Source organism: Candidatus Dormiibacterota bacterium (assembly GCA_035544955.1).
Taxonomy (GTDB): domain Bacteria; phylum Chloroflexota; class Dormibacteria; order CF-121; family CF-121; genus CF-13.
In genome coordinates, this window is sequence record DASZZN010000029.1 from 132330 (window position 1) to 149584 (window position 17255).

The 17255-nt window shown below is 63.4% G+C and carries 17 protein-coding genes and 1 pseudogene; 9 read left to right on the plus strand and 9 right to left on the minus strand.

What is annotated here, in order from left to right; all coding sequences use genetic code 11:
- Nucleotides 1–248 precede the first annotated feature (248 nt).
- The gene (locus VHK65_10170) at nucleotides 249–674 is read left to right on the plus strand and encodes a hypothetical protein (GenBank protein HVS06515.1); all 426 of its coding nucleotides are present in this window, start codon (nucleotides 249–251) and stop codon (nucleotides 672–674) included.
- A 99-nt stretch (nucleotides 675–773) separates the two neighbouring features.
- Nucleotides 774–1409, plus strand: a complete 636-nt coding sequence (locus tag VHK65_10175; GenBank protein ID HVS06516.1) for an NAD(P)-binding oxidoreductase — start codon at nucleotides 774–776, stop codon at nucleotides 1407–1409.
- A gap of 126 nt (nucleotides 1410–1535) precedes the next feature.
- Here VHK65_10175 and VHK65_10180 read toward each other — a convergent pair whose 3' ends face one another.
- Genes VHK65_10180 through VHK65_10200 form a run of 5 tightly spaced genes read right to left on the minus strand, consistent with a single transcriptional unit; the run spans nucleotide 1536 to nucleotide 4999 of the window.
- Nucleotides 1536–1832, minus strand: coding sequence for a hypothetical protein (locus VHK65_10180; protein HVS06517.1), 297 nt, complete (start codon nucleotides 1830–1832; stop codon nucleotides 1536–1538).
- Between the two features lie 11 nt (nucleotides 1833–1843).
- Nucleotides 1844–2905: an AI-2E family transporter gene (locus VHK65_10185; protein ID HVS06518.1), complete on the minus strand. Its 1062-nt coding sequence runs from the start codon at nucleotides 2903–2905 to the stop codon at nucleotides 1844–1846.
- 13 nt (nucleotides 2906–2918) lie between these two features.
- Complete coding sequence (locus VHK65_10190; protein HVS06519.1) at nucleotides 2919–3185, minus strand: PRC-barrel domain-containing protein; 267 nt, start codon at nucleotides 3183–3185, stop codon at nucleotides 2919–2921.
- Nucleotides 3182–3454, minus strand: a complete 273-nt coding sequence (locus VHK65_10195) for a hypothetical protein (protein ID HVS06520.1) — start codon at nucleotides 3452–3454, stop codon at nucleotides 3182–3184. The genes VHK65_10190 and VHK65_10195 overlap by 4 nt, the downstream gene beginning before the upstream one ends.
- A gap of 3 nt (nucleotides 3455–3457) precedes the next feature.
- Nucleotides 3458–4999 (minus strand): AAA family ATPase, encoded by a 1542-nt coding sequence (locus VHK65_10200; GenBank protein HVS06521.1) that lies wholly within the window; start codon nucleotides 4997–4999, stop codon nucleotides 3458–3460.
- Between the two features lie 304 nt (nucleotides 5000–5303).
- On the opposite strand from VHK65_10200, the gene VHK65_10205 reads away from it, so the two are divergent.
- The 7 genes and pseudogenes from VHK65_10205 (at nucleotide 5304) to VHK65_10235 (ending at nucleotide 12870) form a co-directional block, all read left to right on the plus strand.
- Entirely contained in the window at nucleotides 5304–8114 is a 2811-nt protein-coding gene (locus tag VHK65_10205; protein HVS06522.1) for a LuxR C-terminal-related transcriptional regulator, read from the plus strand.
- 123 nt (nucleotides 8115–8237) lie between these two features.
- Nucleotides 8238–8831, plus strand: coding sequence for an HdeD family acid-resistance protein (locus VHK65_10210; GenBank protein HVS06523.1), 594 nt, complete (start codon nucleotides 8238–8240; stop codon nucleotides 8829–8831).
- 89 nt (nucleotides 8832–8920) lie between these two features.
- Nucleotides 8921–9568, plus strand: a complete 648-nt coding sequence (locus tag VHK65_10215) for a DUF2171 domain-containing protein (GenBank protein HVS06524.1) — start codon at nucleotides 8921–8923, stop codon at nucleotides 9566–9568.
- A gap of 213 nt (nucleotides 9569–9781) precedes the next feature.
- Nucleotides 9782–10738 (plus strand): LysR substrate-binding domain-containing protein, encoded by a 957-nt coding sequence (locus tag VHK65_10220; protein HVS06525.1) that lies wholly within the window; start codon nucleotides 9782–9784, stop codon nucleotides 10736–10738.
- A gap of 316 nt (nucleotides 10739–11054) precedes the next feature.
- A pseudogene (locus VHK65_10225) lies at nucleotides 11055–11224 on the plus strand (epoxide hydrolase N-terminal domain-containing protein).
- Between the two features lie 230 nt (nucleotides 11225–11454).
- Nucleotides 11455–12036, plus strand: coding sequence for a DinB family protein (locus tag VHK65_10230; GenBank protein ID HVS06526.1), 582 nt, complete (start codon nucleotides 11455–11457; stop codon nucleotides 12034–12036).
- A 321-nt stretch (nucleotides 12037–12357) separates the two neighbouring features.
- Nucleotides 12358–12870, plus strand: coding sequence for a nitroreductase family protein (locus VHK65_10235; GenBank protein ID HVS06527.1), 513 nt, complete (start codon nucleotides 12358–12360; stop codon nucleotides 12868–12870).
- A gap of 90 nt (nucleotides 12871–12960) precedes the next feature.
- Here VHK65_10235 and VHK65_10240 read toward each other — a convergent pair whose 3' ends face one another.
- From VHK65_10240 to VHK65_10255, 4 genes are all read right to left on the minus strand, one after another.
- Entirely contained in the window at nucleotides 12961–14199 is a 1239-nt protein-coding gene (locus tag VHK65_10240; GenBank protein ID HVS06528.1) for a serine hydrolase domain-containing protein, read from the minus strand.
- A 432-nt stretch (nucleotides 14200–14631) separates the two neighbouring features.
- Nucleotides 14632–15024 (minus strand): SRPBCC family protein, encoded by a 393-nt coding sequence (locus VHK65_10245; GenBank protein HVS06529.1) that lies wholly within the window; start codon nucleotides 15022–15024, stop codon nucleotides 14632–14634.
- A 25-nt stretch (nucleotides 15025–15049) separates the two neighbouring features.
- A complete protein-coding gene (locus VHK65_10250; protein HVS06530.1) occupies nucleotides 15050–15940 on the minus strand; it encodes an N-acyl homoserine lactonase family protein in 891 nt (296 codons plus the stop codon).
- A 114-nt stretch (nucleotides 15941–16054) separates the two neighbouring features.
- Nucleotides 16055–16714, minus strand: coding sequence for a Crp/Fnr family transcriptional regulator (locus VHK65_10255; GenBank protein HVS06531.1), 660 nt, complete (start codon nucleotides 16712–16714; stop codon nucleotides 16055–16057).
- Nucleotides 16715–17255 lie beyond the last annotated feature (541 nt).

The following is a 17255-nucleotide window of genomic DNA, read 5'->3' on the forward strand; positions in this document are numbered from 1 at the left end:
CGGGAACGATCCGTCCGTCGACATCGCCAAGGATGCCGACCAGCGGTTTTGAAGTTCGACAAGGATATCGTTCAGTGCGTCCACGGGCGTTGCTGTCACGGTTGCTGTCACTGGGCGTATCTTTTTTTACGCCGCGGCCAGTCAGAGGCGATTCATCTCGCGCTTGTCTCGCGGAGGGATCGCAAGCTGACCTCGCGGCGCTGGAGTAACAACCATTCCAGCCAGCGACCGCCAGGAGGAGGTATCCCATGGCACTGTCTGACAAGCTAACGGATCTCGCCAGCCGGATCAAGGAGCTCGAGGACGCGGCCGCGGCAACCAAGGCAAAGAACCATGCCAAGCTCGAGCAGCAGCGTGAGCAGCTCAACTCCAAGATGAAGACGCAAGCGCAGAGCATCCAGTCCTCGGCCACCAAGGCCAAGGGGGAGGCTCGCTCGTGGTGGACCGATACGACGGCGCAGTTTGAGCAGCAACGGGCCAAGGTGCGAGCGAAGATGGACCAGCACAAGGCCGAGTTCAAAGGCGACCGTGCCGAGCTCGACGCCGAGGATGCGGAGAATTACGCGGCCGACATGGTCGACTGGGCCATCTATGCCGTCGACTCGGCAGAGTACGCCGTGATTGACGCGGTAATCGCCCGAGATAAGGCCGACAGCCTGGCCGCCCGCAGCTGACCTGGCTCGCGGAATCGGGGTCAGTGGGCACGCCGCACGTGCTCACTGGCCTCCGAGCTACAGAGGCGTGGTTCGAAATTTGAGCGCAGGAGCACATCCATGAATCTTGTCGTCCTCGGAGCCACCGGACGCACCGGACGGCTCGTCGTCGAGCAGGCACTCGCCGCCGGCCACACCGTAACGGCGCTCGTTCGCTCGCCAGAGAAGCTGGCGATTCGCAACTCCAACCTTCGCGTGGTCGCCGGCAAGGCGACAGACGCGGGCGACGTTGCGCGGGCGATGGTGGGTGCCGACGCCGTAATCAGCACTCTCGGCGGCAGTGGATCGGTGATCGCCGACTCAACTCGGGCGATAGTCGAAGCTGCGCACAAAACGGGAGTTAAGCGTGTCGTCCTTCTGTCATCGTTTCTCGTTGAGCGCGATCGGATGGGTGCGCTGTCTCGGCTGATCACGGGAGTCGCGAGGGGTTCGGTAATCAACGACAAGAACGCCGGCGAGCAGCTGCTCCGGCAGAGCGACCTCGATTGGACCATCAGCTACCCGGGCCGGCTCACCGACGCCCCCGCCACCGGTTGTGTGGAGGTGCTACCCGAGGGGGCAAAGCGCCGGATTTCGGAGAGAATCTCGCGCGCGGACGTCGCCGGATGGTTGGTCGAGGCGGCCACCAGTCATCAAACCAGCCGCCGCGGCATCGACATCACCGGCGGAGCGCGGACGACAGAAGCCTCCAAATGAACGCGGTCAGAGTTGACTGAAAAGCTCGTCCTCTAGGTTCAGTGGCTTCAGCTCCTCCCGGGCCGGAACTCGTCCGGGCGCGGACCGGCTCGCCGTCTTGTGAGGCCACGAGGGCCGCTGCAGGCTTCAGGGCTCACGCGTAGCGGCATCCGCGTCATCCATCATCAGGCTGGTGCACTCCGAACAGGCCACCCAGGCACGGTCCGGCTGCCCTGGCACATCGACTATGGCATGGAAGGTGGTGGCAGGCCGTCGCCTGCCACGGTGACGCACCGCTTCACAATACCTCGGCATCTCCACCCGCGGGCTCAGCCGCTCGGCCTGCGCAATGGGAAGGTGGATCCAGCGCGGCAGCGCATCGTCGGGGTGCTTGCCTCCCGCCCGCCAGGCCTCTCGAATTTCGCAGATTGCGTCAAGGATCACGGGGATTCCATTCAGCCGCGCGTTGAAACTGTGCGAGGCGACGCCGCTGCCTCCACTTTGTGCCCGCGCAGCTCCTCCAAGAGAAGTCGAAGGATCTCGGCGACGGGGATCGCAATCAGTGCCCCCAGTCCGCCGATCAAGGTCCCGCCGATCATGATGGCAAGAAAGACGGCCAGCCCAGGAAGATGCACGCTCCGTCCATAGACCAATGGGTTCAGCACGTGACTCTCAATTTGCTGGTAGATCACGATGTAGGCGAGGAGGATAAGACCTTTGACCGGCGAGATGGCGTAGGCGGCCAGGATCGGTGGAATCGCGCCCAGCGTCGCCCCGACCAGGGGAATCAAATCGAAGATCGCGAGCAGGACCGCGAGCGCGAGCGCATAGGGAACACCGAGCACTGTCATCCCGACAAATGCGCCGGCCCCGGCGATCGCGCTGATGGCCAGATTCCCACTGATGTAGCCGGACACCGCGCGTGCCGATCTTTGCAGCAGGCTCTGAAGCCGGGGCCGCTGCGTCTCGGGAGCGAGCCGGAGCAGGCCGCCGACCATCGTCTCGCCGTCACTCAGCATGAAGAAGGTCAGCACGAGCACTGCGCCGAAGGCGGCGACGCCGTTCACGGTGTTAGTGGTTACGGTCGTGAACGACCCTGCCGCGCTGCCAAGCTGTGCCGGCAGCGCTTCGATCTGGATGTGAAAACGTTGGACGATGCCGGAAAGCCCCAAGGGCGCGGCCAGTCGCTGGAGCTCGTGCGTCAGGCCCTCTGGCTGCTGCAGGATGGCGAGGATGGCTTTCGCTTGGGCGAGCAACGAGGGGAAGGCGAGGGCCGCGATGGCAAGCACGGACACGAGGAGGAGCAGGAATACCATGAGAATCGCTGGCACGCGCGGAAGCCGCCACCGACGGAGCGCATTCACCAAGGGATTCAGCGCGGCGGCGAGGAAGATCGACACGATGATCAACTCGATGATTCCGGCCAAGCGATAGCAGAGATAGGCGACAAAAAGCACCGCAATTGTCGTCAGCAAGATCACCAGGACTCGTTCTGCGGTGGTCCGTGCGTCGATCACGCTGGCACCGTCATCAGGCAGACCCTTCCCGCCCGTCAGGACTGAGCTCCGCACGCACGCGCAGCAGAAAGAGTTCGCGCGGATAGATGCTCTTCACGAGAGCGAGCGGAATGACGAGTGGCTCCTCGAAGAATGGATTCGTCTGCACTCGCATGGTGCCGGCGTTGAGGTCAACCATGTCGACAGTGCCGACCAGTTCGCCATCCGCGTCGTACACCTTGAGGCCAGCCGCCACTGCACTCATGATTTCCTGCCCGTTGTCGCCGCGCGCATGTCTCACAAGGGCCTCTGGGTAAGGTTGCGAGCGGGTTCGGATAGATAGACCCTGCCGTGCGCCACCTTGCGCACGAACCGCATCGGGATGAAGAGGCATGCACCCGCCTGCACCAGGCGAACGACGAAGCCGCCACCGGGGCGGTCGTAATCCGCCACCATGCCGAGTGGCTTTCGCGCGGCGTCATAGACCGCGAGCCCGTTGTCCACGTATTCGCGGACGAAAGCCTTTACAACCGTTTGGTCCTCCGCCGCAACTGTGCCAAGGGTGTTCACGGCTCAGATCCTTGCGCCAGCGAATGAGAGTTGAGGAATGAGGGTCTCGTCGGGCGGCTCGATCACCCAGCGGCTGTCGTTCAGCGCGCGAATCCGTAGCAGGCCTCCCTCGAATAGCCCGCGCAGCGTCTGGACGACCGGTCGCGGCTGCCCACCGGTCTGGTCGGCGAGCCAGCGACCGAAGCTCTCGACGGTCTGGTTGCTCCCGTCCTCAGTGCCCGCGAGAAGGGCGACCAAATGTGTGACGTCGGCCGCCGGAAGCGGGTCGAGCTTCAGCCGAAGCATGGCGGTCTCCGCCTCGAGCGCGCACAACCATTCCTCGAGACCGGTTTGCGGCGCGACGGGACGTCTGCAGAGGATGACGAGAAGCACACGTGAGTCGGTTTCGATCCAGCGCCGCATCGCATAACGGAGCAGGTCGCGAGTATCGGTGTCGGCCCACTGCGCGTCGTCGACAAGAATCGCGAGCGGCTTGCGCCGCGCGAGTGCCAGGCCGAGACGAGCCACCGCTTCAAAGACTCGGCTTCGAGTCAGGGTGTCCTCCGGCGAGATGCCGAGGTCGGGATAGCGCTCGCGCAACTCGGGAAGCACTCGGGCGAGCTCGGTAAGCCAGAGATCACTGAGGAGGTCCTCCGGCGCGTTCTCAGCCTCGAGCCGGGGACGGAGGCCTTCGATGAGGGCGCCATAGGGCAGGTGGTCGATGCCCTCGAACCCGCGCCCGGCGATCAGGTCAGCGCCCCTTCCCGTTATCGAGGCCATGAACTCTGAAGCCAGCCGGCTTTTTCCAACTCCCGCCACTCCCTCGATGAGGACGACTTCGCATCGGCCGGACTCAGCGCGCTGATAGGCCCGGGTCAATTGGGCCCATTCGCGTGCTCGGCCGACGAAGGGCGTCTGCCGGAAGTCGAGGTCCGCGATTCCGGCCGACTCGGTCATGCCTACCATTGCCGCTTGACCGGCAATTCGCTCGTACAGGCGACTCATGAGCTCGCTGGGGACCGCATCCAATTCCAGAAGCGAGCAACGGTAGCGGTCCCATGCGTGGCGTGCTCCGATCCAGTCCCCACGCATGAGGTTGAGCTCGATCAACCGCTGCCAGGCAAGCTCCTCATCAGGGTTCGTCCGCGTCCACTGCTGGAGCGCGGCGAAGGCCTGCTCGAGCTCCCCCGATTGCACATAGATAGTGGCCAGCCGGCTCAGCAGTTCGGCGACCACATTGCGCCAGTGGGTCCGCTGCGCTTCGATCCAGGTCTCGAATTCCGGAGCGTCCGGCAGGAAGAGCCCTGCCAGGAAAGGAGCGCGATAACACCGGACGGCTGCTTCGAGCTGGTGACCGAGCCGAGGTTCAAGATCCCGGTGGACCAAGCGCTCGGCCTCGCGCATGGCGTCGACATCCAGATCTAATGAGCCGGGCGCGACGGCTACGAGGTCCCTGCTCGCCACGAGGATGCTGTCCGCCGACTCGCCGAGCGCCTGGCGCAGGTAGTTGAGCGCCGTGCGAAGGTTGACGCGACCCTCCGATTCGTCGACTTGTGGCCAGAGCATCCCAGCGACAGCCGTGCGCGGCTGGGGACCAGGATTGAGTGCGAGGTACGCAACTAGAGCTAGGGTCTTGCGGGTCCGAAAGCTGACCGGTCGACCGTTAACTGACGCTCCTCCAACCCCGAGCAGCCGGAGTTCGACCCGCGGGGGCCGTCTTCCCACCTTTGTCTCTTTCATGAGGTAACAATGGGCCAGGCGCGGCTTGATCGAATCCGCGGAATCCCTAGTCCTTGATCCACAGTGCATCGAGTGGTGTGGTCGACACGAGCCGTGCGAAACCACCTGGCGGCAGCCTGCAGAGGAGGTTATGATCGTTTCCGGGGAGGGTTTGGTCATGACTCCGCCGGTGGCTGGCGGATTTGCCGGCGTTAGACCGCAGCTCATCGACCGCACCCCTGAAACTGCGGCCCTCAACGCCTTGCTCGACGCTGTCCGCCAGGGAATGAGCGGCAAGCTCCTGATTCGCGGCGAAGCCGGGATCGGCAAGACAGCACTCCTTGAACACCTGACCTCAACGGCCAGTGACTTTCGGGTGATCAAGGCCCTTGGGATCGAGTCTGAAATGTCACTCGGCTTTGCCAGCCTCCATCAACTGATCGTGCCGTTCGTGCCAAAGCTGGATCGGCTTCCTGTCCCTCAACGGGACGCCCTTGCGGTCGCGTTTGGGCTTGCTCCAGGGCCTGCCCCGGAACGGTTTCAGGTCGGCCTCGCGACGTTGACGCTCCTCGCCGCAGTCGCCGCGGAGAAGCCGCTTGTTGCCATTGTTGACGACGCGCAATGGCTAGACATCGAATCGGCTGAAGTCCTCGCGTTTGTCGCCCGACGGCTCCACGCCGAGGGGATCGCGATGATCTTCGGGCTCCGGGATCTGGTGGACCGGCCCATTAGCTTTGCCGGCATTCCGGAGCTGCGGCTTGGGCCGCTCGGAGACGAGGAGGCCCGCGAGCTGTTGGCGACCGCCGTCTCCCGCCCGCTGGACGAGCCGGCGTGGCGACGGTTGTTCCATGAGACCGGGGGGAACCCGTTGGCAATCCTCGAGCTCGGCGGCGACCTGGTGCGGACCCAAGTCGGCGATCCGACGCCGTTAGCCGAGCCACTCCCCGTTGGCCCCCGCCTGCAACAACACTTCCTGCGGCAGTTCGGTGAGCTAGGACCGGATGCCCAAACATTTCTCCGGCTTGCCTCGGGTGAATCGTCGTCGGACCCGGTCATACTCTGGCGAGCTGCCCGGGACCTGGGACTAGACAAGAATGTGTTCGTCGAGGCAGAGGCGAAGCGGCTGATCGTCGTCGGACCGCCGTTGTCGTTCCGCCATCCGATGATCCGCTCCGCGATCTACCATGGCATGGCGGCCACCGAGCGGCGCCGGATTCATGCGGCGCTCGCGAGAGTGACGGACTCGAAGTTCGATCCTGAGCGACATGCGGCGCATCGCGCGCTGGCTACGGTGGAGCCCGATGAAGAGGTGGCTGCCGAGCTGGCGCAGTGTGCCGAGCGTGCTCAGGAACGGGGAGCCTACGCCGCATGGGCGGCTTTCGCTTCGCGTGCCGCCGAGCTCACGCCGGATCGGCAGGTGAGGGCAGTGCGGCTGCTGTCCGCCTCCGAGGCTTCGATGACCGCCGGCCAACTCCTCAGGGCGCAAGGGTCATTGGATCAAGCGATGCCCGCACTCCGCGATCCGCTGCAGCAGGCACGGGCCCAGGCGCTCGCGGGCAGCATCCGCGTCGCCCGGGGAGAGGGTGGCGATACGCCGCGAATCCTCCTCGACGCCGCACGAACGATGGCGGCTCTCAATCCCGGGCTGGCTCGGCGAATCCTGACGAATGCGTTGCAAGCAGCAACCCATGCGCAACCGGACATGAAGGGCTCGCTGATGCAGGATATCGCGGCTGAGGCTCTCGCATCTGCCCCCCTTCCGCAATCGCCTCCAGCGTTGATGCTCCGAGGGTATGCCACCGTCATCATCTCCGGCTATAGGGCTGCCGCGCCAATCCTGAAGCCAGCCATCGCGGCGACCCTCCGCGACGCGATCGATCCAGACGCCCCTCATCGTCTCGCCTGTCTGGCGGCCTACAGTCTATTCGACGATCGTGCGGTTCATTTGCTCGCTACCGACTGGGTGCGGGTGACCCGCGAGCGTGCGGCGCTGATCGCTCTTCCGATCGCCCTCAATTTCCTGGCAAGCATCGAGTTGTACTTCGGACGCCTGGACGAGAGTGAAGCGCTGTTCAAGCAGTCGCTCGAGATTTCTGAGGCCACGGATAACCCCGGCATTTTCGGTTCCGCTTCGCGTGGCGATGTTCTCCTGATCGCGTGGCGAGGCAGTGAAGCGCAGGCTCGCGAGCGGGCAGCGGCGCATGTCGCGGAGGCGCGGAAGCGGGGGCTGCCTTATTGGGCGAATTTCGCGGGCTTCGCCCTGACGGCGCTGGAGCTGGCTTTGGGTCGCTACCGACCGGCCTTGGAAGCAGCGCTCCCCACGTATAACGATGATCCGCCCTTCACCGGCTCCTGGGTTGTTCCAGGCCTAATCGAGGCAGCTGTTCGGATCGGGGATGAAGACATTGCCGGCGCCGCGCTACGACGCCTGACGGAACGAGCCGAGGCAGGAGCCACCCCGCTTGGCCTCGGACTGCTGGCCCGCTGCCGAGCCTTGCTCGCCGGCGACTCGGAGGCGGAGTCACTCTACCGCCAAGCCATCGATGAGCTCGGCCGTTCGCCAACAAAGCCGGAGCTCGGGCGAACGCGCCTGCTCTATGGAGAGTGGCTCCGCCGTCAGAACCGGAGGCGGGAGGCAAGGGAGGAGCTTCGGATGGCATACGAGATGTTCTCCAGCATGGGCATCAACGCCTTTGCCGAGCGCGCCCGAGTCGAACTTCTCGCCACCGGTGAGCGGGTTCGACGTCGAACAGCCGAAACCCAGGACCAGCTATCAGCGCAGGAGATGCAGATCGCACGGCGGGCGGCGGTGGGCGTCCGCAACCAGGAAATCGCTTCGCAGCTGTTCATCAGCGAGAGGACAGTCGAGTACCACCTCGCCAAGGTGTTTCGGAAACTGGGCGTGAGCTCACGCACCGAGCTCGCGCACGCCCCTCAGGTAGTCGGCGCCCAGCTTCGTTAACGATCCCATCAACTCGCTCTCGCGCTCGACGCGGTTGTCTCGCGGTCCTTTCACGGAGCACCCTCAACCTGAGGCTACGGCACCGGAAGAAAGCATTCAACCGGTGACCGAAGGAGGTCCAAAATGGATCAGGCATTAACCCGCGGTTCTCGGCTACTCGCCCTCGGCGGCATTGCCGCCGTGCTTTTCGGAGTCGTCGCGCTCGTCTGGCCCGGCATCACGCTCGTAGCGCTCGTCGCCTTGTTCGGTTCGTTCGCCCTCGTTTTCGGCGTCCTCACGGTCGTCTATGGCATCGATATGGCCAGGCACCACGTCGGTCACTCGGTGCCGATGGTTTTCAGCGGCCTCTTCGGGATCGGCATCGGCGTCGTCACCTTCTTCCGCCCCGGGATTACCGCACTCGCGCTGCTCTACCTCATTGCCGTTTGGGCGATCCTCACCGGGACCCTCGAGATTGCCGCCGGCATTGAGTTCACTGGCGAGGTCAAGGGCGCCTGGGCGCTGTGGCTGGGCGGCCTGGCCTCGGTCGCCTTCGGTGTGCTCGTTGCCCTTCGTCCGGTCAGTGGCGCACTCGCGATTGTCTGGCTGATCGGGGTCTACGCAATCGCCCTCGGCGTCACGCGGCTGGTCTACGCGTACCGCATCCAGCAGGGCAAGGAAACGATCAAGTCCGCGATCAAGACTGTTCAACAGCCGACGCCGGCGGCGACCCGATAACCCCTCGCCCGAAGTGAGGCGCGCTCGCTTCGCGCGAGCCGCCTCGCTCAAAGGTAGGGAATCAGAAACGACCAGAAAGGAGACACCAGATGGAAGACACGAAGTTGACGATCACACAAGACGTCGCCAACAGCCTGATGCCGGAGCAGATCGTTTACGACATCACTGGCGAGAAAGTCGGGACGGTGGACGTCATCGACCGTGACACCGGTTGGTTCAAGACGCAGGTCAATCCGTTCTCCGATAAAGACCTGTACATCCCGTTCAATCTGATCACGAACATCGACCCGAAGGAGGTCTATCTCTCGCGGACCAAGGGAGACCTCCATCGCGAGTACGCCGATCCTCCGGCGCGGACGACGCAGGTCGAAACCGTCGCGGGCGAGGAGATCGCAACGACCCGCCAGGTCGGCGGTTACGACGGAACGCTCATCGTCGTCGAGGAAGCGAACCTCGCTAAGATTCGCAAACGCATTGGGGAGGGGTATGCGGTGACGACTTCGGACGATGTCGGCCTGGGCACCATCAAGCGCTACGACCCGGCGACCGGTTGGATCCTCATCGGCAAAACCGCCCCCACCAGGTACGACCTTGTCGTGCCGGTAACCGTCGTCAGCCGCGTGGACCGGCAGTTCGCAGAAGTGCATCTCGCCGTTTCCGACGCTGACGTCCGGGCCATGAAGCATTTGGAACCGGTCGACGTCGTGTTCGTCGGCACGCCACCGATCACGGGGTAGTCGATCGAGGAAAGAGGAAGAGAGTGATTCCCTACGGTCGCGACGAGCGACGACCCCGAGCCCATCTCCCCCTGGGTAAACATCGGGCTGATCGTCACCTGCTTCCTGGTCTTCTTCTACGAGCTGGCGCTCGGCTCCCAAGGAGACACCCCGCTCAACAATTTTCTGAACGGGTATTCGCTCGTGCCCTGCGAGTACACACAACATTGCGCCGTGTATGCCGGCACCCCCACGCCGTTCTGGCTCGCTCTCTTCACCTCCATGTTCGTGCACGCCGGCTGGGCGCACATCCTCCGCAAGGCGGCGGAACAACTGTTCATCACGCAGCCGGCGTTGAGTCATCAGGTTGCCCTGTTGGAGGCAACACTCGGCGTGCGACTGTTTGAGCGGGATCGGCGGCGAGTTGCGCTCACCTCGGAAGGCAAGGCACTGCTGGATGATGCCAGGGACCTGGTGGCAGACGGGAACGCGATCTTGACCAAGGCTCGCCGGATGGGAGCGGCCAACGCATCGACCCTCCGTGTCGGCTTTCCCGAGTACGCCAATCGGATTGAAATCGCCGAAATGGTTTGTTCAGCCTTCCAGAGTAGGCATCCTGAGGCGAAGATGACGGTCACTGAAGGCTACAGCCGGACGCTGCTGCCGGCGCTGCGGGATCGCCGCCTGGATGTGGCCTTCACGATCATTCCGCCCGCCCAAGACTTTGGCGGCTTCGAGGAGGACGTGGTGATCAACGAGAGGCCAGGCCTCTTGCTTCCGGCGAATCATCACCTGTCGACGCGAGCTGAAGTTCCTATCTCGGCGCTTGCCGGCGAGCAGCTGCTGCTGGCTGATCGCTGGGTCAATCCCGCGCTGTACGACCTTGTCGCCGGCTGGCTAATGCAGGCTGGGGCGCAACCGCGGTTCCTTAAAGTTGGTGGTTCCGGGGTTTACACGTTCGACACCGTTCTTCGAGTCGTACAGTCGGGGGAAGCCGTAAGTCTTGCGGCGGCCACGCTGACGAGGAACCTTCCGTCCGGCGTAGTGTTCCGGCCCATAACCGGATCGGCACCACACTTTCAAGTCGCTGCGGTCTGGTCGCCCACCAGCGCCTCTCCGCTCCTCACTGACTTTCTTGACATTGTTCGAGACCTGCGGGGTGCCAACAGGTCTCTGTCGATGATTAGCTGATAGAAACCAGGCATTGGACAGGCCTTCGAGGCTCGCTTAGGCTCAGCGAGTGGCGACCTCCCCAAAACGACTTCCGGTGCCCGTGCGGTTTTTCGTGAGAGTGGACAGTCTCGAGGAAGCGAGAGATAAGGTGCGCGAGGTCATCGAGCACGGAAGAGAGTGTCATAACGGCGACGTCGAGTGGGAGTGGAGCACAGGAAGCTGATAGGCTTCCACGCCGGCCAGGGATCTCACTACCACGGCGCGCATGACCAATACGTCCCCAGGGTCCGTTTCGGAACAACACCGGCCTGGTCTTCACGACGCCTATGGGCCGCTCGTGCGCTACTGGGGCACCGAGTACGACTTTCAGAGTTCGAGGCTAGGCTGAACACGCTGCCTCAGTTCATCACGGAGATCGACGGCCTCGACAACATCCACTTCATCCACGTCAAGTCGCCGCACAAGAACGCGTTGCCGCTCATCATCACGCACGGCTGGCCGGGCGAGGATCGCACCTTCGAGATCGAATTCCTCGACGCTGAGGCTGAAGCCTACTGCTTTACGTTCGGGTAAACCGCAGTCTTACGCTGCCGCCATGGGGGCACCCTCCTCGCTGGAGCGCTGCCCCGCGCGGAACGCAACATCCTTTACGGGAGAGCGCCGCCATGGCAGTCATAGGTGCAGGTGTCGTTAATCCATGGTAAGCCGCCAGGCGCATAGCTATGATTTCGGCGATGGCCACGACCCGACGTGCCGACATGTTCACCGCGGACGGAAAGCCGTCTGACGACGACGCGCGTGAGAACAGACCAACGTTAGGCGACGAGCGCACGACGCTGGTTGAAGCCCTGCGCTGTCAACGCCTCACATTGGAGATCAAATGCTCAGGTCTTGATGCAGAGGCTATGGCGCGGCGTTCCATCGAGCCGTCGACGATGTCGCTCCTAGGGCTGGTGCGACACCTGGCGGAAATAGAGCGTGCGACGTTCCGGGAGATGATGTCGGGACAGGACGTGCCCCGGCTGTTCTGCTCTGACACCGACCGTGACGGTGATTTCGATGGCGCTGTTCCCGACCCCCGGGTGGTTGCGGAGGCGTGGGACGCATGGCGAGCAGAGGTGGACTTCGCAACGCGGTTCGTGGCCGAGGCGCCCGGTCTCGACATCACCGGCAACGATCCCTTGAATCAGCATGGCAGCGGTGGAGGGTCGATGTCGCTGCGCGAGGTGCTGGTCGGAATGATCGAGGAGTACGCCCGCCACATGGGCCACGCCGATCTGTTGCGCGAGCGGATAGACGGACGCATAGGCCAGTAGACCAACCCAAGCGAATAGCCGACCAGACGTGGCGGGCGCATCGTCCGCCGACGTTCGCTAGGGTTCGCCAGCGTCCAGCTGACCGCGCCTTAGGTCTGGCGCTTCTGCTGCTCAAGCACAGGGGCGGGAGGTCGAAGGCACTGTTGACGACATCACAAGCAGGCGGATCACACATTTCTTAACGCATAGCAGCGGCTGGGCTTCACAGCCAGCTGCGGTCCGCCCCGAATCGCTTGAAAGCCACGAGCATTCCGGCCCTCGGCACCTAGCAAGCTCAATTCATTTAGGAGGGTCTCGTTGGTTTGGCGAGATAATCCTCGCATGTCGAACCCCGTCTACGAGGCAGTGCGCACCGTCATGGCCGTCCGCGACTATCAGGACAAGCCGATTCCAAGCGATGTCGTGGACCGCCTCATCGAGGCAGCTCGACTTACCGCCAGCGCTAGCAACCGTCAGCCCTGGCATTTCGTCCTCGTACGTGAGCGCGCGCACCTGCGCGAGTTGGGCGCGCTGGTAAGAACGGGCCCCTACACGGCACGGGCGGCTCTCGCGGTTGTCGTGGCCTACGTGAAGGAAAGCCCGATCGCTATTTCGGATGTCAGCCGTGCCATCCAGTCGATGATCTTGACGGCCTGGGCGGATGGCGTCGGCTCCAACTGGACAGGGTTCGGCGGCCTCGAGGGTGTCCGAAAGGCCGTGGGGTTGCCGGATGATTACGAAGTCCTGGCTGTCATCCCGTTCGGCTATCCTGCGCGGCCGGTCAAGGGAATCAAGAAGCGCAAGCCACTGAGTGAGGTTGCGTCCGCCGAAGGCTTTGGATCGCCCTTCTCCTGAGCGTCGAGTTCGCCGACCTTCGCCGGCGTTCGTCGCAGTTCGTCGGCGTTGCTGTCACGGTTGCTGTCAAAAAACGGCTCGACGGGGACCTCAGTGCGACTGGTAACCGGGAGCGTCATCGCGCGCGGTTCGAGGCCGGACTTGTCCCGATATGCGACTGACCGAGCGGTGCACGGCATCGCGTAACGCCTTCTCGCGCGGATCGTCGAAGAAACGGTATGCGAATCGGTTCGGCGCGTAGGCGTAGCCAAGCTCGAGGTCAGGATCAGCGTATGCGAACGCTCCTCCTGAACCAGGGAAGCCAAAGGCGCGCTCGCTGCTTCCAAAGCGGAGGACCTTCGTTGGCTTGGCGAATCCGATTGAGTAGGAGATGTCAATGTGGATGATCCGGTCTCTTAGGCCGGCCGATGGCGGCGCAGCCGGGGCCGTGACAGCGTCGAGCGTCTCCGGCCGGATCTTCAGTTCCTGACCTCCGGTCGCGAAGACGCCATACGCTTTGGCGATGCTTCGAACCAGGCCGATCCCGTTTACGGAAGGGTGCTCGATACGGTGGTAGCCCTTCGTGATGAATTCGGTGGGGCTGCTTACTTTCAGGTTGCCACGAAACGTCTGAGCGGTCAACGACCCGGGCCACATCATTCCGAGCACCAGTCCTTTTGGCATGGTGTTCATCGCCGTGAGCAGGCGCAGCATGCTAAACGACTGGATTTCGGCAACTCGCGACGTGGGAATCTCCGTCGGCAAGCCGATGTAGAACTCCAGCCCAAGTGGAGCGGCTACCTCGTCCTGGAAGAAGCGCCCAAGGGTACGGTGCTGCGGATCGACGCGACGAAGCAGCTCGCTCTCATAAAGACCGAGGCTGAAGGCATGATAGCCGTGGTAGGCTCCGGGTTTCCAGGCTGGTCGCTGCTGGGCAAGAGCTTGGGCCACGAAGTCCGGGTCGGCCAGCTGAGCCGCATCGAATCGCTGGCTCACCGGCAGTCCGGCCTGATGGCTTAGCAGCTGGCGCACCGTGATGTCCTGCTTGCCGTTCTGGGCAAACTCGGGCCAGTAGCTGGCAACCGTTCGCTCGTATTCCAGCAGGCCCTGCGAGTGCGCCACGGCCATCGCCATGGCGGAAAGGCCTTTGGTGACCGAGTAGACCAGCACCAAGGTGTCCTCTTCCCACGGTTCGCCCGCGGCATTGCGAGAACCGCCCCAGAGATCGACTACCTTGCGGCCTCGCTGATAGACGGCGCAGGCAGCGCCCAATTCCCCGCGGTCCGCGAAGTTCCGAGTAAATTCCTCGCGGACCTCTTCAAACCCGGGATCCACGCTACCGTGCACCATGGATTAAAGGTAGGACTTCCCAACTGACAGAGAGTCTGCTCGTGGAAGAATGGCGGGGGCGCGACGGGAACGATCGGTCCGTCGACATCGCCAAGGATGCCGGGCAGCGGTTTTGAAGGTGGTCACTAGAACGTCCGCAGCGTCCGCGTGCGTCCGCTACAGTCCGTTGTGAATTCAGCGAGGAAGCCTCGCAAGCCAGAACTATCCAGAGTCGTCCACGGGCGGCCGACGCCTATGCCGTCAGTGACGCCGTCACCTGGCTGAGGGGCGAGGCTCACGTGCTGGATTGTCCACCGACGTCCAGGGCCGTCCATCGGGGTTCCTGTCATCACCTGATCTTCCTGCCCGCGACGGCGGATTCCCTGGCTTGTGGCGAGACCGTTTCGAAGCGGCCGTCCTGGAGACGAACTTGGCCGGTCTCTAGCAACTCCTTCAGTTTGGCCAGATTCTGTCGGACGGCCGAGCTGACACGTCCCGCGCCAATTCCTCTAACCAGCCGGGCAAGCCCGTGCGGAGCTGCCATTCGTCCGTCAATCGGGTGCCCCTGCCGGCCGGCTCGAAGCTGAAACGCATCTCGAGATCAGCTGAGGGCGGGACCGTCCGGACCGCGACGCGGCGATCCTGCTCGTACTCCGTCACGACGTAATGCTGCTCATCGCTCTTCCGCCGCTGACGATAGGTCGTGCCCACCCCCTGGGCGGCGGCTGATTCGTTTGTCGTCTCGACGACGAAGTAATTCCACTTGGGCATGTTCTCGAAGTTGGAGACGAAGGCGAACACCTCCGAGACCGGCCGGTCGATTACCACGTGGTTCGTGAATTGCATCTTCATTACCTCTCGCGGACAGCCATTAACTTTCCAGCAGGCGATGCGCGGCGGTCGGGTCGTGGGCCGGCAGGACCACCAGGTCGGGCATGTGCTCTTTCAGCGCCAGCACCATCTCGCTGCTTGCCCGAAGCTGACGCTTGACACCGACCCCCGGAACGTCGCCCCGATCGAGAATGTCGGCGCCGTACGTGAGATCACCCACGAGCAGAAGCGGCGACTGCTTCCCGCGCCGAACGAGCATCGACATCGAGCCAGCCGTGTGGCCGGGTGTGGGCAGCAGGACAAGCGAGCCGTCGCCCATCACGTCAAGCGACTTCGCAAAGGGTGCCAGGGACGGATCGTCTGTCGAGTCAAAACCAATCTGGCGCCACTTCAATCCCGGGATTTCGATGTGCTTGCGGAGGAAGCCGCGGGCTTCGGGCGCCGCCTTCGAGAGTTCTTCCCATTCGGCCTTGGCAACCAGGAGGTCGGTCTTCGCCAGTTCTGGAAGCCCACCGATGTGATCCTCATGCAGGTGAGAAAGGATCGCCAGATTGACATCGCTGGTTGAGTACCCGAGCGTCCCGAGCTGGGCGACGAGCGTGTCCTCTTCGCCGATGTGAAACCGGGTAAGGCGGCCGTAGAGGTATCCCTCTACACCACCTGGGAAGTACGACTTGTCCGTCACCGAGGCGCGGTCCTGCCCGGTGTCGAAGAGGACGAGACCTTTGGAATGCTCGATCACGTAGGCGTTGATCGGTAGGGGCGCCGTCCATTTGCGTGACGTCAGCAGCCACCAGTACAGCGGCTTCCACGTCCCAACAGGCTGTTCTGGATGAATCTCGACAGTTCCGGTACTGACCACCGATACCGCTTTGACCGCGCCGGTCGTGGTCTGCTCCGGCCTGGATACTGCGGTTAACGTGCTCATCATGTGTTGCCTCCTGAAGTTCTGACTCGCCCAATCGATCAGGCGTTCCTAGTACCAGTCTCCCGCCTCATCGAGGTCCGCGTCAGTGACTTCGGTGGTGAAATCGCGTGACCGAAGTCACACGCCCAGAGCCTGGCCAGATTCAGCGTGAAGCCGAGCCGGATCGAGAATCAGGATCCGATCAGCCGAGGTCGCCACGATTCCTGCAAGCCGGAGATCGCGCAGGACTCGTGCGACCACCTCACGTACGGAGCCGACCGCGTCGGCCAGCTCTTGTTGAGAAACCCGAGCGGCGAGCCGGCCCGCCGGCCGCTGCTGCATGGAGGCGAGGTCGAGAAGCTGGACGGCAACCCGCTGCTTGACCGAGCCAAACGCATTGATCGCCGTCTGCTGGAGAGTCTCGCGGAGGCGCTGGTTGAGCTCATCCGCGATCGCCCACGCGACCCGCGCATCCGCCTGGGCGGCGGCCGTCAGTATTCGGGGATTGACGCGGAAGAGGCTAGACGCCTCGAGCGCTTGCGCGCTGAGGTTGACCGGTCCTCCCAAAATCACCGGCATGCCGAGGAAGTCGGCAGGCCGCCCATATCGAACCGTAACCTGCCGACCCTCGGGCGAGCTCATGTAGACCCGGACCAATCCAGCGATGACCAAGGCCGCTCTCGGGGTTGAACCTTCGTGGTAGACGAGGGTGCCAGCCGGATAGTCAACGCGCTCCCCCTCGGCTGTCAGGTCACGAACGACACCCGCAGGTAGCTTCCCCAGAAAGCTGCGAGCCACTGCAACTTGGACCTCTTCGTCAACCATCCTCTGAAGACTGGGAACCCTCGACCGGGTAACCACCTGTCGACTCGGCGTCGCTCGCCGCCGTGAGTCTACGCGCTGGTAGTGGTGGGCGTCAGGTCGACCCGAATCGATCGTCGACACCGCCAGGGCCGCAGATTTCCTAATCTGTCACGCCTGACCCCTCTAGGGCCGGGTGTGCCCATTGTCAGCTGACCGTCCCCAGCGTCACCTGAGCCGCCATCGTGCGTATTCGCGGGCTCGGCCCGACCCGCCCTCCACCGTCCCCTGACGCGTCTGAGCGTCCTTTTTCGGGCGGATGTCCGAAAACGGGCTGAAAACCGGCCTTTTATAGGTAGGAGGCAACTCGCGTTGCAACGCGGCTCTCCAAAAAAGGAGATGGAGCGTGGGGAACGACGAGAGGCAGATCAGGCCCGGGCGAAACTCATGCGCCGAAATCGCCGCCAAAACGGGGCTTTTACAGATGGGGAGGTAATGAGGGAGGTACTGCAACCCGGCGACCGCGCGGGGGGTGAAG

What these genes read in the sequence shown, in the direction of transcription:
- VHK65_10175 (HVS06516.1), top strand. Translation starts at nt 774, where the DNA reads ATGAATCTTGTCGTCCTCGGAGCCACCGGACGCACCGGACGGCTCGTC.
- VHK65_10245 (HVS06529.1), bottom strand. Translation starts at nt 15,024, where the DNA reads ATGCAATTCACGAACCACGTGGTAATCGACCGGCCGGTCTCGGAGGTG.
- VHK65_10235 (HVS06527.1), top strand. Translation starts at nt 12,358, where the DNA reads ATGTCGAACCCCGTCTACGAGGCAGTGCGCACCGTCATGGCCGTCCGC.
- VHK65_10215 (HVS06524.1), top strand. Translation starts at nt 8,921, where the DNA reads ATGGAAGACACGAAGTTGACGATCACACAAGACGTCGCCAACAGCCTG.
- VHK65_10240 (HVS06528.1), bottom strand. Translation starts at nt 14,199, where the DNA reads ATGGTGCACGGTAGCGTGGATCCCGGGTTTGAAGAGGTCCGCGAGGAA.
- VHK65_10205 (HVS06522.1), top strand. Translation starts at nt 5,304, where the DNA reads ATGATCGTTTCCGGGGAGGGTTTGGTCATGACTCCGCCGGTGGCTGGC.
- VHK65_10250 (HVS06530.1), bottom strand. Translation starts at nt 15,940, where the DNA reads ATGATGAGCACGTTAACCGCAGTATCCAGGCCGGAGCAGACCACGACC.
- VHK65_10230 (HVS06526.1), top strand. Translation starts at nt 11,455, where the DNA reads ATGGCCACGACCCGACGTGCCGACATGTTCACCGCGGACGGAAAGCCG.
- VHK65_10210 (HVS06523.1), top strand. Translation starts at nt 8,238, where the DNA reads ATGGATCAGGCATTAACCCGCGGTTCTCGGCTACTCGCCCTCGGCGGC.
- VHK65_10200 (HVS06521.1), bottom strand. Translation starts at nt 4,999, where the DNA reads ATGCTCTGGCCACAAGTCGACGAATCGGAGGGTCGCGTCAACCTTCGC.
- VHK65_10170 (HVS06515.1), top strand. Translation starts at nt 249, where the DNA reads ATGGCACTGTCTGACAAGCTAACGGATCTCGCCAGCCGGATCAAGGAG.